The following is a 15,234-nucleotide window of genomic DNA, read 5'->3' as shown; positions in this document are numbered from 1 at the left end:
ACAATAGTCCAAGTTTTGATAGATTGAAAGAAAGTGTATAAATGTATATAAATGTATTCATATCATATCATTTAAATATTCAGAAATCAATTTTTTATACAATGGACTGGATGCTATAATTGGTGGGATTTTTGTAAGGAGTGGCTTCAAATGCCAATATTAAAGATTTGTTAAAGGGAAATAAGAAACCCTCAAGATTAATGAACATCCTGAGGGTGTATAAAAAAATGCATAATTATGCTGATTCGTTTTATTACATTAGGTTTTTAAATGCATGTTCAACCGCTTTTAGAGTATAAGCGATATCATCATCCGTGTGAGCAATCGTCAAGAACCATGCTTCGTATTTGGACGGCGCCAAATTGATTCCTTGGTTGAGCATGAGCTTGAAGAATTTAGCGAACATTTCGCCATCCGTATTTTCCGCCTGCTCATAGTTTTCAATCTTTTCTGTCGTGAAATAGATCGTCAATGCCCCTTTAAGGCGGTTGATGGTGATCGGTACATTATATTGGCGGGCCGCTTTCAGGATACCTTCTTCAAGGATTTTCCCCAGCCTGTCCAGCTCGTCATACAGCCCCTCTTCTTTAAGTACTTCTAAGCAAGCTATCCCGGAAAGCATGGAAGCTGGATTTCCTGCCATCGTACCCGCTTGATAGGCTGGTCCCAGCGGTGCGACAGAATCCATTATCTCTTTTTTACCGCCGTAGGCACCAATAGGAAGCCCGCCCCCGATGATTTTTCCAAGCGCGGTCAAATCGGGTTGAATTCCCAAAAAGTCCTGTGCCCCTCCGTACATGAAGCGGAACGCTGTGATGACCTCGTCGAAAATGACGAGTGATCCGGCTTCATGAGACAATGAAATGACTTCTTCCAAAAAGCCGGGACTTGGTTCCACGATTCCGAAGTTGCCAACGATCGGTTCAACCAGCACGCCAGCAATTTCATTGCCCCATTTATCCAGTGCTTCTTTAAATGGCTCAATATCATTGAAAGGTACCGTGATGACTTCTTGTGCGATGCTTTTGGGAACGCCGGCAGAGTCCGGTGTACCTAAAGTGGACGGTCCGGAACCTGCAGCGACGAGAACAAGGTCGGAGTGTCCATGGTAACAGCCTGCAAACTTGATGATCTTATCGCGTCCTGTGTAAGCGCGGGCAACGCGGATGGTGGACATGACGGACTCGGTTCCTGAATTGGTGAAGCGGACTTTATCCATGGATGGTATGGCTTCTTTCAACATTTTGGCAAATTTGACTTCATGTTTTGTCGGTGTGCCGTATAAAACGCCCGTTTCTGCTGCTTTAACGATCGCTTCCGTAATATGTGGATGCGCATGACCTGTGATGATAGGGCCATATGCAGCTAAGTAATCAATATATTTATTGCCATCAACATCCCAGAAATAAGCACCTTTGGCATGATCCATCGCAACAGGTGAACCGCCGCCTACAGCTTTGTAAGAACGGGACGGGCTGTTAACCCCGCCAACGATATGTTCCAATGCCTCTTTATGTAAACGCTCCGAATTACTAAAATCCAATCTTAAAACCTCCTAAAAATATAAACATAATTCCCCTTAATCATAGCACTTTTCCGTCCGTAAATCTGGGGTCGAAGTCGGGGAAATGTGATTCATTCGCTGCAGCCCTATAAGCATCAGGGTTCCGGGCCTTCATTTTGTTTGCGAAATAGGGTCGGACTTCAAAACTCCTGTTATGAAAGTAAGAATGGCCAAGATGGTGTCAGGGTTTTCGATGTCGAAGGATTGGCGGTTCATTTCGCCCTGGGCTTGGTAATAGATTAGCTGGCCGGTTCCTTTCTCTTCATTAATGCGAAGGTGGAAACTGATGGGTGTGCTTTCGATCGACCCGCTGGAATCCCTTTGGATGACCTGGCATAATAATTCACCGTACTCATCTTCATAAAGGAAGTCATATCGAAGGCCGAAAACGACTTTTTCAATTTGGGATAGTAATAATTTTTTGATATTCATAGCATACTCGTCTCCTTTATATATGTATCTGGTACAACGGCTATTTCCCCCCTGAAAATGGTAAATGGCAGCCAAGCATTTTTATTGTCTAAAAAGGTTAGGTTGGATAAACTAATTCATTAGGACAAGAGATTACGGAGGATGTAACAGGATGAGTGATGCAATTCAAGTGAAACAGCTTCGGAAGGAATTTAAGTCGGCATCAAGCCGTTCAGGGCTAAAGGGTGCCTTCCGGGATTTACTTACCAGAAATTATAAGGTCGTCCCTGCCGTCAATGATATCAATTTTACTGTAAAAAAGGGTGAGATGGTAGCTTATATCGGGGAAAATGGTGCAGGGAAATCGACCACGATCAAAATGCTGACAGGTATTTTGGAACCGACAGCAGGTGAAATCACGGTCAATGGCATGAACCCGCATAAAGAAAGGGAAAAGTTCACTCAAACAATCGGAGTCGTATTCGGTCAGCGCTCACAGCTTTGGTGGGATATTGCCGTTCAAGAATCGTTTAGGCTGCTAAAAAAGGTCTATAAGGTAACGGATGAACAATATAACGATCATATGGAACATGTCATCAAGACGCTTGATATCGGTCCTTTGCTGGACAAACCAGTGCGTAAACTCTCGCTTGGTCAGCGGATGCGCTGTGAGCTTGCGGCAGCTTTGATTCACAATCCGCCTTTACTGTTCCTGGATGAGCCGACAATTGGACTTGATGTGCTCGTGAAAATGAAGATTCGTGAGTTCCTGAAAGAAATCAATGAGAAATATAATACGACAATCCTTTTGACTACACATGATCTAGGAGATATTGAAGCATTATGTGAGCGTGTAATCATGCTTGATGAAGGACAAATCATCTATGATGGGGAATTGCAGAGTTTGAAAGATAACTGGGCGGAGGAAAAACAGATCCATTTTCAATTCATCGAGCCGATCGCATTGAAGGAATTACAATCTTTAGCGCTCCCTTTTACCGCTAACTGGGTTTATGATGAGAAAAATCAAACTTACATTGCCTTGTTGAAAGAAGAAAGTGATCATATTTCACAGCTTGTTTCAGCTGTCGTATCTCATTTTAAAATTAAAGACATCAAAATACATGAAACGTCCATTGAAGAGATCGTTCGCAATATTTACGAAGAAGGCACTGTCTGACTCTCTTATCAATAAGAAACAACGTGTCTATCAAGAAGGGGGAGGGCAATGGGGAAGTATCTTGCCATGATCCGCATGCGTTTTTTAATGATGCTTGCGTATCGAACGGATTATTATACCGGCATTTTAATTTATAGCATTAATATCGGTGCTTATTATTTCTTATGGAATGCAATATATGGAGAAAAAAGCTCAATCGAAGGACTTTCAAGCATGCAGATGACAACCTATGTCGCGGTTGCATGGATGGCGCGCGCTTTTTATTTCAATAATATTGACCGCGAAATCGCCACTGAGATTAAAGACGGCAAGGTTGCCATTGAGATGATCCGGCCTTATAACTATTTAGGCATGAAAACGATGCAAGGACTTGGGGAAGGGATATTCCGTTTCTTCTTCTTCTCGATTCCGGGGATGCTTCTGGTAGCATTCATTTTTCCTATCGAATTGCCGCACGAGCCGGCTACGTGGGGGATGTTCGGCATTTCCTTGCTGTTCAGCTTCATCATCAATACACAAATTAACTTATTGACGGGAATCACTACCTTTTTCTTATATAATAATGCCGGATTAATCCGAGCTAAAAGGGTTATCATTGATTTATTTTCCGGTCTGCTGCTGCCCATCAGTTTCTATCCTATATGGGCGCAGGAAGTGATGAAATATTTACCCTTTCAAGGGATCAGCTATGTACCAAGCATGATTTTTACGAACGGGTACAGTTCAGGCGAAATTGGCATGGCACTTTTACAGCAGTTAATTTGGTGCATCATTCTCATAATACCGATTCAGCTTTTATGGATAGTCGCAAAAAAACAGCTGATTATTCAAGGAGGTTGACGGGATGTTTTATGTATCGATGTTTTTTCAATATGTGAGTCAATATATGAAAACAAGACTGCAATATCGAGCCGATTTCTTCATGGAAATCCTATCTGACCTGCTGAATCAGGTCGTGAATCTGGTATTTATCTTAGTCGTTTTTGGACATACACAATTTTTAAGCGGCTGGAGCCGAGAAGAAATCATATTCATTTATGGATTTTTCCTTATCCCATTCGCCCTTTTTTCAGCCTTTTTCAACATCTGGGATTTTAATGACCGCTATATCGTCAAAGGTGAAATGGACCGGATATTAACAAGACCGATACATAGCCTATTTCAAGTCATTTTAGAAAGAATCGAGCTTGAAGCGTTATTTGGTGTTGTGACCGGTTTGATCATTATATTCTATTCCGGGATTTCATTGGATCTGCAGCTTGCGTGGTATGACCCGATCCTTTTCATCATTTTTGCAATAGGCGGGGCCCTTGCTTATGCAGCCATATTCGTTGCGATAGCAAGCATTGGTTTCTGGTCGGATGCGAAAACCTCCATCATGCCAATGATGTACAATATCGGGAACTATGGGCGCTATCCTGTTGATATTTATAATAAGGTCATTCGTTTTGTCCTTACATGGGTGCTGCCATTCGCGTTTGTTGGTGTCTATCCGGCATCTTATTTCCTTAGAAAAGAAGAGTGGTATGCATATGCATTTGCCACACCTGTAATTGGGGTAGCCTTTTTCGTGATATCCGTATTCATATGGAATCAGGGAGTGAAGAGGTACCGCGGGGCAGGGAACTGAAAGAAACCCCTTCAACAGCATTCATGTTGAAGGGGTTTTTGTTTAGTTGCGTTTATTCTTTCTTTCAATCTATCTTGCAAAAATCAATTTCACAATACATTTTTGACGTGAATTCACACATGAATTGCACGTTTTTTCTTTCCTTGAAATTACTACACTCTTTGATGTTTTTATTAAAATTCAAGCAAGATTTCGTACACCACTTCTCGAATTTGGAAATAATTATTGTACAGTGTGATTTTTACTGTGAATTATGAAGGAGGAACAGATATGGGGTTTTTTAAACCCGGGAAAACCCAAAGTAGTGGAAAGTAAGAGCATTTCTTTGTAATGAGAAATGCTTTTTATTTTTGTTGATAACAATAATAATATAATAATAAACAATACTAATTTATTGTTAATCGATAAATAATATGCTAAAATCAGATTGTCACTAAATAAGTGAGGTGTTTTAAATGAATGTTAAACGAGGCTCAACCACTTTCTTAAAGGTAATTATTTTTCTGGCTGGAATTGCAGTGCTTGCTTTATGTATCTATTGGTTGCCTGAAGCAGCCAGAAGAGATGCAATAGAGCGCCCAGGTGATTATTCGCTATATCCACTTTTGGTATGTGCATATGGAATATGTATTACGTTTTCTGTCGCGTTGTATCAAATATTTAAACTTTTAACCTATATCGAAAAGAATAATGCTTTTTCTGAGTTATCTCTTCAATCTTTAAAGGTAATTAAAAAATGCACTTTTACTGTCATTTTCTTCATTTTTTTAGCAATAGTTTATTTAAGGGTGCGTGTTCAATTCACAGGAGACGACCCAGCAGGTCCAATATCTCTAGGTCTAATGGGCATCTTGGCAACAAGTATCATCGCAGCCATTGTGGATGCACTTCAAAAGCCATTAAAAAATGTCCCAGATATTAATTCAAAAAATGATTAACGGTTTGAGAAAATGTAATTAACGAGGTACTTTTTATGAAACGAGTTACGACACTCTTTTTAAAGCTAGCTATTATTTTTATAGGAATCCCAGTTCTTGCATTGTGTATATTTTTAGTTCCCCATATGGCGAATTTCGCAGCAAAATTGTATCCCAATATTGCCCTAATGAAATATCTCATTTTCATCGTGATGTATGGAGCGGCTATTCCTTTTTACGTTGCTCTCTATCAGGCTTTCAACCTTGTACGGTACATTGACGAGAACACAGCGTTCTCGAAATTATCTGTAAAGGCGTTAAAGAACATAAAGTGCTGTGCGATTACAATCAGTGGTTTGTATGTATTAGGTTTGCCACTCTTTCATTTTATAGCAAAGAAAGTTGACCCTCCTATTGGATTAATGGGACTCATCATCATTTTTGCCTCGTTGGTTATCGCCGTTTTTGCTGCTATCCTCCAACGGCTTCTACAAGAAGCGATTAACATAAAATCGGAAAATGATTTGACGGTCTGAGGTGGGGGATATGGCAATTATAATTAATATTGATGTGATGTTAGCAAAACGAAAAATGAGCGTAACGGAGCTTTCGGAGAGGGTTGGAATTACTATGGCGAATATTTCCATTCTGAAAAATGGGGGAGCAAAAGCGGTTCGTTTTCAACATTAGAAGCGATATGTAAGACTTTGGATTGTCAGCCAAGTGAGATTTTGGAGTACAAAAGCGACGAAGACACTCAATAAAAACAGACAACAAATTTATTAACTAACGGGAGCGGATAGAGAATTTAAGGGATAGCCATTAAGCTATCCCTTCTTTGCGTTTATTGATGTTATTTACTCAGAGAATTGCATTGAGAATTGCATTGATATTAGTGACAAAAAATATGATGTGATTTGCAATGTTTGCACCTCAGCTATTTTATCGACATAGGCCATTACTTTCCCGCCAAAGATGGTATTGTGATGATTTGTATCCGGTGGAAAAACAAGGTCGGTTAAAAAAGTCCGTGACTTCTTTGTTGGATGGGCAGCGTTCATTTCAATCATTGGGCTGTTGGTTTGGCCAAAAGGGTTTCACGGACGATTTTTGCTGCTTCGACCATGTTTTTCAGGGAAGCGACGGTTTCCGGGATGCCCCTTGTTTTCAGGCCGCAGTCGGGATTGATCCAAAACTGGTCTTTATCCAATACCTTGATCCCACGTTCAATCATATCGACCATTTCTTCCACTGCCGGCACACGCGGGCTGTGAATATCATACACACCCAGGCCAATACCTTTTTCATACGTCTTTTCCTCGAATGCGGAAGCAAGCTCTCCATGACTACGGGATGTTTCGATGGAAATTACATCGGCATCAAGGGAGGAGATGACATCCATGAAACTGTTGAAGTCGCAATAACACATATGCGTATGAATTTGGGTTGTATCCTCCACGCTTGATGTCGATATCAAGAACGAATTCACAGCCCAGTTCAAATACTCGTCGCGATCGCTTTTTTTCAATGGCAGACCTTCTCTAAGTGCAGGCTCATCAACCTGAATCATTTTGATTCCAGCGGTTTCCAATGCAATGACTTCTTTTTCCAAAGCGAGCGCCAGCTGATAGCAAACATTCTCCCTGGAAATATCATCACGGACAAATGACCAGTTCAAAATCGTTACAGGACCTGTAAGCATTCCCTTTACCGTCTTCTTCGTCAGTGATTGTGCGTATACACTTTCCCTGACTGTCATCGGTTCGATGAAATGGATGTCGCCGTAGATGACTGGCGGTTTCACACAGCGGGATCCATAGGATTGTACCCAACCTTTTTCTAAAAAGGCGAATCCGCCTAACTTATGGCCGAAGTATTCAACCATATCCGTCCGTTCGAATTCCCCGTGAACAAGGACATCCAAACCGATTTCTTCTTGGATTTCAATCCACCTGCCGATTTCTTCGTTAACGAATGTTTCATATTGCGAAGCGGTCCATTCTCCTCTTTTAAATTTCCCGCGTGCTTGTTTAACTTCAAATGTTTGCGGAAAGCTTCCGATCGTAGTCGAAGGGAGAAAAGGCAATTTGAAAAATTCCTGTTGTTTTTGGTAACGCTCTTTAAATGGAAGCTGACGGCCGGGGGTCCTGGTTTTAACCTTTTCGACATTGGATTGTACAGTTCCATAGTTCCGGGCATTTGAACTTGCTAACGTTTGAACCGTAAATTTATTGGCATCGACTTTTTCGGCAATTGCTTCAAAGCCTTGATTATTCCCTTTGACCAAGAGTGTGATTTCCTCAAGTTTCTCATCAGCGAAAGCAAGGGCCGCTTTCACTTCTTTTGAAAGGGCGGTTTCATTACGAACGGTCACTGGGACATGAAGCAGGGAACAAGAGGGCTGAAGCCAGATTTGGTCCTCGGCTACCAATGACTTAAGAGTCTCGATCAATTGGATTTTTTTTGATAAATCAGAAAGCCAAATGTTTTTTCCATCAATCACACCTGCAGCAAGCACTTTGTTTTTCGGAAAGCCGAATGCTTTCAGGTTGCTTAGATTCCTACCTTTGTCATGTACAAAATCAAGACCGATTCCTTGAACTTGTAATTCGATGACTTCCTGGTAATGTTCCACGGCATCAAAGTATGTTTGCAGCATGATGTTCAGGTTTGGTGCTGCTTCATTCAGTTTTTCATAGAGGTAAGTAACAGTTTTCATATCTTCTTTGGAAATCGATGAAACAAGTGAAGGTTCGTCCATTTGAACCCACTTCACGCCTTCTTGCTCCAACTCCCGCAGGATTTGCATGTATAGGGGAAGCAGGCTCAGGATGATGCCAGGGATATCTTGTTTTTTAAAGCCTTTTGAAAGGGAGATGAAAGTATAAGGACCGATCAACACGGGTTTCGTTTCTATCCCTAGCATTTCCTTGGCTTCCCGATATGCTGCAAGTGGTTTATTTTCTGTTAACGTCAGCTGTGACACCTTTAATTCAGGGACAATATAGTGATAGTTCGTATTGAACCATTTCGTCATTTCGGAAGCGACTTCATCATTGTTTCCGCGAGCCATTGAATAATAAACGGAAAGGGGAACGCTTCCGCTTTCATAGGCTGAATAACGTTCAGGAACAAGACCGAACATGACGGACATATCGAGCATTTGATCATAGCAAGTGAAGTCGTTGACAGGAATGATATCAATGCCTCGCTTCTTCTGTTTTTGTAAGTTGCCTAAACGGATGGCTTTTAGTTGTGCCGTAAATTCTGATTCATCGATTTTACCAGACCAGTAAGCTTCTAATGTACGTTTCCATTCACGATCTTCCCCGATTCGAGGGTAACCCAAACTACTGCTTTTCAAAATTCCCATCCTCCTAAATTCATTTGATTGAACAATAAAAAAAGCATCCCCAACAGTCAAAAGAGAAAGTTAGAAATGCTTAAAATAAAGAGGCATGCAAAAATGCCCCTTACAATTATAAGGTCCCTAACACCTCCCTATCTCCCGTAGGTTAAAACAGTGTTGTCGAAATAGGCAGGTCTCCTGACTTAGGGATTAACATTAGCGGCGGGCCTTCCCGATCTGTTGATCAGTGGCATATTGGTTGACGCTAACACTCCCATTACAGTGGCGGGACCGTGCCGGAATTACACCGGACTTCCCTTTTAATCCCAATTTAAAATTAGGAACCTATTTCCACATATGAAATTTGACAAAACCTGCCTTGATAACTGTTTGCAGGCTAAAAATTTATAAAATAAAAACTATTATAAAAATTTAGGCAATCTTAACATATCCGACCAAAAGGGTCAACATGGAAAAAAGATTCAGGAAAGTATCCGGTTATTAATTGTGCAGGAGGATGGGGTCTGTTCCTAAAAAAGAATATATTGTTTGGACAGGGAGTATGTATAGAGGAAGTGGCGTTTTGAAATGGGGCGTGGGGGATGACTTTCTACATCTTGATTGCAGGAATCATTTTTTGCATGGTGATGAGCATTCGTACGTTATTTCTTGTTGAGTCGGGAGGAAAGAAGTTTTCTCTGGAGGATATGCTTTGGCTTGGTAATTTATATGCGACGATATTAGTCGGATTTGCACTGATTTATTTATTATACGAACTTCAGAATCATTCGGTGATTCTTGATATGGGCAATCGATTGGACGGCACTTTCTATGAACAGTTGAAGACTTCTTTTTATTTTAGTGCGATGACGATGTTTTCTGTAGGGTATGGAGATATAGCCCCGATTGGCATGGGCAGGATGATAGCTACGATTCAGGCTTTCATCGGTTATACACTGCCGGCAGCGTTCGTGATCCGGACGGTGATCGATTTGGAGCACAAAGATAGGAAGGATAAATGAAAGTTGTGTTTCTTTCAATTATTGGGTACTCTTACCATAATGAAAGAAATGGAGGGTTCAATATGACTGTTAAAATTGGAGAAAAAGCACCTGATTTCAAGCTCCCTGCAAACAATGGCGAAATGGTGTCCCTATCGGATTTTAAGGGGAAATATATCGTATTATATTTTTATCCAAAAGACATGACGCCAGGATGCACGACTGAGGCCTGTGATTTCCGGGACCATAATGAGCATTTTGAGGAATTGGACGCTGTCATCATTGGGGTAAGCCCAGACCCAGCTGCACGTCATGAAAAATTCATCGAAAAACATGGATTGCCTTTTCTGCTGCTGGCTGATGAAGATCATGAAGCGGCTAAAATCTTTGATGTGTGGCAATTGAAGAAGAATTTCGGTAAGGAGTATATGGGCATTGAACGTTCAACTTTCCTGATTGATAAGGATGGTAAGATAGTCAAAGAATGGCGGAAAGTAAAAGTCAAAGGCCACGTCGAAGAAGCTCTTGATACTCTTCGCGACCTCGAAAAATAAGGGACAGACAGATGAAGGATGAGCGAATAACGAAGCTTGCAGCCAGGCTGATTCATCATTCGATACAATTACAGCCAAAAGAGAGAATCCTCATACGGGGCCATATCAACACGAAACCATTATTGAAAGAGCTGATTGATGAAATATACAGAGTTGGCGCTTATCCATATGTTGAACTCGAAGACGATGAAATAAGCCGCCACCTGTTACAAGGGAATGTAAAGGAACAACTTGACACCTCTTCGCAATGGGCCTTGAAGAAATATAAGGATATCGATGCAGTCATCATCATCACCGGGGAGGAAAACGATGTGGAAATGACCGATGTTCCCATCGAAAGGCTCCGTCTACAAGGGGAGGCTATGAATTCCCCCACTCTTTTCTATGTAAACAACCGACGTTGGGTCTTGCTTAATTATCCCACCAAGGCATCAGCGCAAAAAGCCGGCATGACCTTCGACAGGTACGAAGATTTTCTTTTGAATGTATGCAACATGGATTACGGGAAAATGGAGACGGCCTTGAAACCGTTAAAACAATTGATGGAACGAACTGACAAAGTCAGGATCGTTTCGCCAGGAACGGATTTGACCTTTTCCATCAAAGGTATGCCGGCCGTCATATGTGCCGGAAAAAAGAATTTACCGGATGGGGAAGTGTTTACGGCACCCATAAAAGATAGTCTCAATGGAAGGATATCCTTCAACACACCAACAACCTATGAAGGATTCACCTTTAGTGACATAGAATTAAACGTAAAAAAGGGAAAAATCATTAAAGCTACTTCCAATCGTGACTCTGAAATGAACCGAATTCTGAATATTGATGAAGGGTCCCGTTTTATCGGGGAGTTCGCAATAGGAATCAACCCATACATATTGGAACCTATGGACGATACCTTGTTCGATGAGAAAATTAGCGGGAGTCTGCACTTGGCTCTTGGACTTGCCTATGAAGAAGCGGATAATGGAAACCGATCATCGATTCATTGGGATATGGTTTTGATTCAGCGGCCCGAATATGGGGGTGGTGACATCTTCTTTGACGACGTCCTGATCAGAAGGGATGGCGTTTTCATTTTGCCGGAATTAGATGCATTAAACCCAAATTCTTTAAAATAAAGCCTTTTTTAATAAGGCTAAGGCTTTTGTCCAACTCAAAAAGGGGACACCTGAATATGCTTTATTAAGGGAATACCTCCTCAGAGAAAGTTGCGCGGGACACATAGAGCCCGTGTTTTTTTATGTTAATTAAAAGGGAGAGATGAACATGTTAATACTTTCAACTGTCATTCCTAATGAAGGCATCCAAAAGAAGATGACGGAAGCTTTTCCTGACTTGAGCTTCATTTATCAAAAAGGATGGACGGATGGGCCGCTTCGTGAAGCGGAAATCTTAATTACATATGGTGAAGACTTAACGGAAGAAATCATTGGGAAAGCTGCGAACTTGAAGTGGATCATGGTCATGAGTGCAGGGATGGAATTAATGCCATTTAAAGCCATAGAGGAACGGGGCATTCTGGTGACAAATGCTAGAGGCATTCATAAAATCCCAATGGCAGAGTATACGATAGGGATGCTTTTGCAATATGAAAAGAAATTGAAACTGCTTATGAAGAATGAAACGGAAGAATTGTGGGATAGAAAGATTGAAGTAGGGGAATTGAATGGCAAGACGATGTTAGTTATTGGTGTGGGTGCAATTGGAGGGGAAGTGGCTCGTCTTGGGAAAGCCTTTCGGATGACGACGATAGGAGTGAACCGGAGCGGGAAACCAGTGGAATCCATAGATCACCTCTATGCCCTGGATAATTTATTGGAAGCCATACCGGGGGCCGATTATATCGTATCCGTCCTGCCAAGTACGGATGAAACGAAGGGTCTTCTGCAAAAGGAACACTTTGAAGCAATGAAAGAAACTGCAGTATTCGTGAATATTGGCCGGGGCGACCTGATTAACGATGAAATGCTGATCGAAGCGCTGAATGCCGGGGAATTATCTCATGCCATCTTGGATGTATTTGATCCGGAACCATTAGGAAAAGGGCATCCGTTTTGGAGGATGGAGAATGTTACAGTCACTCCGCATCTTTCAAGTAAAAGCGGAGAATATTTACCAAGAACCTTTGCCATATTCGAAAAAAATATGCGTGAATACCTGAAAGCTGGAAAAGACTTCACCAACGTAATCGACTTATCCAGGGGATACTAAACTCATTGCAAAAATGGGAAAGATTCAATGTGTTCATGAATAAACTAAAAAAGAATGGTTAAGCCATTGAATTATTGACAAATTCAACGCATAAAAGGTACACTATTTATAAACATTATAATTTAAGAATGCATACTTAATGAGAAAAAGAGGTGGATGACGGTGTCTGAAGTTCAGTTAAAAGAAGCGTTGGATTCCTTAAAAGATACCGGTGTAAGAATAACTCCTCAACGCCATGCGATACTTGAGTATTTGATAAGCTCCATGTCCCACCCTACCGCTGATGATATATATAAAGCGCTGGAAGGCAAGTTTCCGAATATGAGTGTGGCAACGGTTTATAACAACCTGCGTGTGTTCCGTGAGGTAGGTTTGGTAAAAGAACTTACGTATGGTGATTCTTCAGCAAGGTTTGATTTTGTGACGACGAATCATTATCATGTAATTTGCCAAACTTGCGGGAAAATTGTGGATTTCGATTATCCTGCATTGGATGAAGTCGAGCATTTCGCAGCACAAGTCACCGGTTTCAATGTTAGTCACCATCGGATGGAAATCTACGGCGACTGTACGGATTGTGCGAAAAAAGAATCGCATTAAAAAAAGTTCCTCCACTTGGTTGGAACTTTTTTTCATGTTATGAAGAAATGATACAATTGTTAAAGACTTCTTTAAAGGGAATTCAGCTAGTCGAATTCCATTAGTCATTAGTCATGCAGGCTTTTCCGGTTATATTTTTCGTTGAATTCTTCGCCTTCCAGCTTTTTGTCAAGTGTCAATGGTTCTTCGCAATGCATGCAAATATCTACACGCCCTAGTATTTTGGTAGGTTTGCCGCAGTTAGGACAGACAACCTGGATCGATTTTGTGGAAAGCATTCCAATCCAAAAATAAACCCCTGTACTTGCGATTATGAATAAAAGGCCCAGCCCCATGAAAATCGTCATGACAACAGGATGCGTTTTGAAGAAAAGCCCCAGGTACATTACGATGAAGCCGATGAAAATCAAACTCAAAGCAAAAGTGCGTATTTTATTGATTTTGCTAGAATATTTAGCCATGGATTGTCCCTCCTAAAATATAACTTTAACTATAACATAAACAATGGATGGAACAAAAAAGAAATAAAGGATACATATTACTTTTGAATTGAGATGGTTTGGGGTAAGGGACATAAGCAGGAATTTGAAGAGTTTTGTCGAAAATCTAAAAAAAAAGGTTATGGAGGAATTTATGATGGAAGATATCCTTCGCCCGATTTATCAAGAGCGAGCAAGTTTAAAATCTACACTTGGAATCTTGTTAATAGAAAAAAGGGATGATAATAGCCCGATTACCGATACATTTGACTACATCCTTTTTGTGATTGCAGACGAAGCCGAAGAGGCCGTGTTTTTAAAACATTACACTTACCGTGATAAAAAGGCAGCCTTACATATCGTGAAGGAAGACCAGTTAAAAGAATGGCTTCTATTAGGTACGAACCGCAAAGTGGTTGACTGGATATATAACGGGAAGGTTCTTTTTGACCGGAATGAATATTTGGACCGTTTGAAAACAGAAATCCGGGAGTTCCCCTTCTATGGAAGGAAGTTAAAGATGGGGATGGAGTTTGCAAAGTTAATTCGCAGGTACATGGATGGGAAAAGCTTCTTTGAAAAAGGCCATTATCTGGAGGCATACAACCATATCGTTCATTCCTTGCATCACTTGGCCCGTTTGGAAATAATAGAACAAGGTTTTTATCCGGAGGTTACGGTTTGGAACCAAGTGAAGCATATGGAACCTGAGATCTATAAGTTGTATAAAGAATTGATCAGCAGTGAGGAAACTCTCGAAAAAAGATTGGAGCTTCTATTCCTTGCGAGCGAATTTCTTATTTATTCGAGGACGAATGCAGGTTCACAGCATTTGGTCGAAATAATGGGGACGAAAGAAGATCCGTGGACGATTGCGGAACTTATGGAACATCCGGAAGTTAAGTTTTATTCAGTCGACCTAGGTGTTTTATTGGAATATTTGATAGAGAAGAAGGTAATCGACGTTATCAAAGCGGAGACAAAAGGTCACGAGGTATATCACCGGTTTTATCGAGTGTCAAAAAACTTTTAAAAAAATGCATTTTTATTGTTGACCAATAGTAATATAGGTGTTATATTAATACATGTCGCTGCGGGACATCAGCTTTCGCAGCTTCATTAAAACAAAAAAACTTAAAAAAACATGTTGACAACAATGTTGAAAACATGATAAGATGTAAAAGTCGCTTACGAAGTAAACGACAACGAAATTGCTCTTTGAAAACTGAACAAAACAAAGCGCCAACGTTAAATTTTAAGTGAGCACACACTATCAAAAAGCAAATGAGCAAGTCAAACATTTCTTCGGAGAGTTTGATCCTGGCTCAGGACGAA

16 protein-coding genes, 1 pseudogene and 1 riboswitch are annotated in these 15,234 nt (G+C 40.9%); of the genes and pseudogenes, 12 read left to right on the top strand and 5 right to left on the bottom strand.

The window, feature by feature from the left end:
• Positions 1 to 253: 253 nt before the first annotated feature.
• Both MPH60_RS23885 and MPH60_RS23880 read right to left on the bottom strand, forming a co-directional pair.
• Positions 254 to 1,543 carry a glutamate-1-semialdehyde 2,1-aminomutase gene (locus MPH60_RS23885; protein WP_241593550.1) on the bottom strand — a complete coding sequence of 430 codons (1,290 nt, stop codon included), beginning with the start codon at positions 1,541 to 1,543 and terminating at the stop codon, positions 254 to 256.
• 132 nt (positions 1,544 to 1,675) lie between these two features.
• Positions 1,676 to 1,996, bottom strand: coding sequence for a hypothetical protein (locus MPH60_RS23880; protein WP_241593551.1), 321 nt, complete (start codon positions 1,994 to 1,996; stop codon positions 1,676 to 1,678).
• 151 nt (positions 1,997 to 2,147) lie between these two features.
• On the opposite strand from MPH60_RS23880, the gene MPH60_RS23875 reads away from it, so the two are divergent.
• The 6 genes from MPH60_RS23875 (at position 2,148) to MPH60_RS23850 (ending at position 6,392) form a co-directional block, all read left to right on the top strand.
• Positions 2,148 to 3,155: an ABC transporter ATP-binding protein gene (locus MPH60_RS23875; protein ID WP_034305344.1), complete on the top strand. Its 1,008-nt coding sequence runs from the start codon at positions 2,148 to 2,150 to the stop codon at positions 3,153 to 3,155.
• 48 nt (positions 3,156 to 3,203) lie between these two features.
• Entirely contained in the window at positions 3,204 to 3,995 is a 792-nt protein-coding gene (locus MPH60_RS23870; RefSeq protein ID WP_072272421.1) for an ABC transporter permease, read from the top strand.
• Positions 3,996 to 3,999: 4 nt separating this feature from the next.
• Positions 4,000 to 4,785, top strand: coding sequence for an ABC transporter permease (locus MPH60_RS23865; protein WP_048678294.1), 786 nt, complete (start codon positions 4,000 to 4,002; stop codon positions 4,783 to 4,785).
• 455 nt (positions 4,786 to 5,240) lie between these two features.
• A complete protein-coding gene (locus MPH60_RS23860) occupies positions 5,241 to 5,723 on the top strand; it encodes a DUF2975 domain-containing protein (protein ID WP_241593552.1) in 483 nt (160 codons plus the stop codon).
• A gap of 35 nt (positions 5,724 to 5,758) precedes the next feature.
• The gene (locus tag MPH60_RS23855) at positions 5,759 to 6,238 is read left to right on the top strand and encodes a DUF2975 domain-containing protein (protein WP_241593553.1); all 480 of its coding nucleotides are present in this window, start codon (positions 5,759 to 5,761) and stop codon (positions 6,236 to 6,238) included.
• Positions 6,239 to 6,248: 10 nt separating this feature from the next.
• Positions 6,249 to 6,392 carry a helix-turn-helix domain-containing protein gene (locus MPH60_RS23850; protein ID WP_405390241.1) on the top strand — a complete coding sequence of 48 codons (144 nt, stop codon included), beginning with the start codon at positions 6,249 to 6,251 and terminating at the stop codon, positions 6,390 to 6,392.
• Between the two features lie 227 nt (positions 6,393 to 6,619).
• Here MPH60_RS23850 and MPH60_RS23845 read toward each other — a convergent pair.
• Together MPH60_RS23845 and metE are read right to left on the bottom strand one after the other, a co-directional pair.
• Positions 6,620 to 6,772 (bottom strand): annotated as a pseudogene (locus MPH60_RS23845) (acyl-CoA thioesterase); the annotation flags it as partial.
• Positions 6,769 to 9,075 (bottom strand): 5-methyltetrahydropteroyltriglutamate--homocysteine S-methyltransferase, encoded by a 2,307-nt coding sequence (gene metE, locus MPH60_RS23840; protein WP_241593554.1) that lies wholly within the window; start codon positions 9,073 to 9,075, stop codon positions 6,769 to 6,771. The gene metE and the pseudogene MPH60_RS23845, both read right to left, overlap by 4 nt.
• Before the next feature lie 147 nt (positions 9,076 to 9,222).
• Positions 9,223 to 9,415, bottom strand: a riboswitch (cobalamin riboswitch).
• 238 nt (positions 9,416 to 9,653) lie between these two features.
• Here metE and MPH60_RS23835 point away from each other — a divergent pair.
• The 5 genes from MPH60_RS23835 (at position 9,654) to perR (ending at position 13,420) form a co-directional block, all read left to right on the top strand.
• Positions 9,654 to 10,073, top strand: a complete 420-nt coding sequence (locus tag MPH60_RS23835) for a potassium channel family protein (RefSeq protein WP_101225970.1) — start codon at positions 9,654 to 9,656, stop codon at positions 10,071 to 10,073.
• A gap of 62 nt (positions 10,074 to 10,135) precedes the next feature.
• Positions 10,136 to 10,606 (top strand): thioredoxin-dependent thiol peroxidase, encoded by a 471-nt coding sequence (gene bcp / locus MPH60_RS23830; protein ID WP_241593555.1) that lies wholly within the window; start codon positions 10,136 to 10,138, stop codon positions 10,604 to 10,606.
• 11 nt (positions 10,607 to 10,617) lie between these two features.
• Entirely contained in the window at positions 10,618 to 11,727 is a 1,110-nt protein-coding gene (locus tag MPH60_RS23825) for an aminopeptidase (protein WP_241593556.1), read from the top strand.
• Between the two features lie 148 nt (positions 11,728 to 11,875).
• Positions 11,876 to 12,820 (top strand): D-2-hydroxyacid dehydrogenase, encoded by a 945-nt coding sequence (locus MPH60_RS23820; RefSeq protein ID WP_241593557.1) that lies wholly within the window; start codon positions 11,876 to 11,878, stop codon positions 12,818 to 12,820.
• 156 nt (positions 12,821 to 12,976) lie between these two features.
• Complete coding sequence (gene perR / locus MPH60_RS23815) at positions 12,977 to 13,420, top strand: peroxide-responsive transcriptional repressor PerR (RefSeq protein WP_076371177.1); 444 nt, start codon at positions 12,977 to 12,979, stop codon at positions 13,418 to 13,420.
• A gap of 107 nt (positions 13,421 to 13,527) precedes the next feature.
• On the opposite strand, the gene MPH60_RS23810 is transcribed toward perR, so the two are convergent.
• Positions 13,528 to 13,881, bottom strand: a complete 354-nt coding sequence (locus tag MPH60_RS23810; RefSeq protein WP_101225973.1) for a YgzB family protein — start codon at positions 13,879 to 13,881, stop codon at positions 13,528 to 13,530.
• Between the two features lie 175 nt (positions 13,882 to 14,056).
• On the opposite strand from MPH60_RS23810, the gene MPH60_RS23805 reads away from it, so the two are divergent.
• Complete coding sequence (locus MPH60_RS23805; RefSeq protein ID WP_241593563.1) at positions 14,057 to 14,932, top strand: nucleotidyltransferase-like protein; 876 nt, start codon at positions 14,057 to 14,059, stop codon at positions 14,930 to 14,932.
• The last annotated feature ends 302 nt before the right edge of the window (positions 14,933 to 15,234 follow it).

The organism is Peribacillus sp. Aquil_B1 (genome assembly GCF_022603275.1).
In the GTDB taxonomy this organism is placed as follows: domain Bacteria; phylum Bacillota; class Bacilli; order Bacillales; family DSM-1321; genus Peribacillus.
The sequence above is the reverse complement of the archived record's forward strand: the minus strand, read 5'-3'. Positions and strand labels throughout refer to the sequence as shown.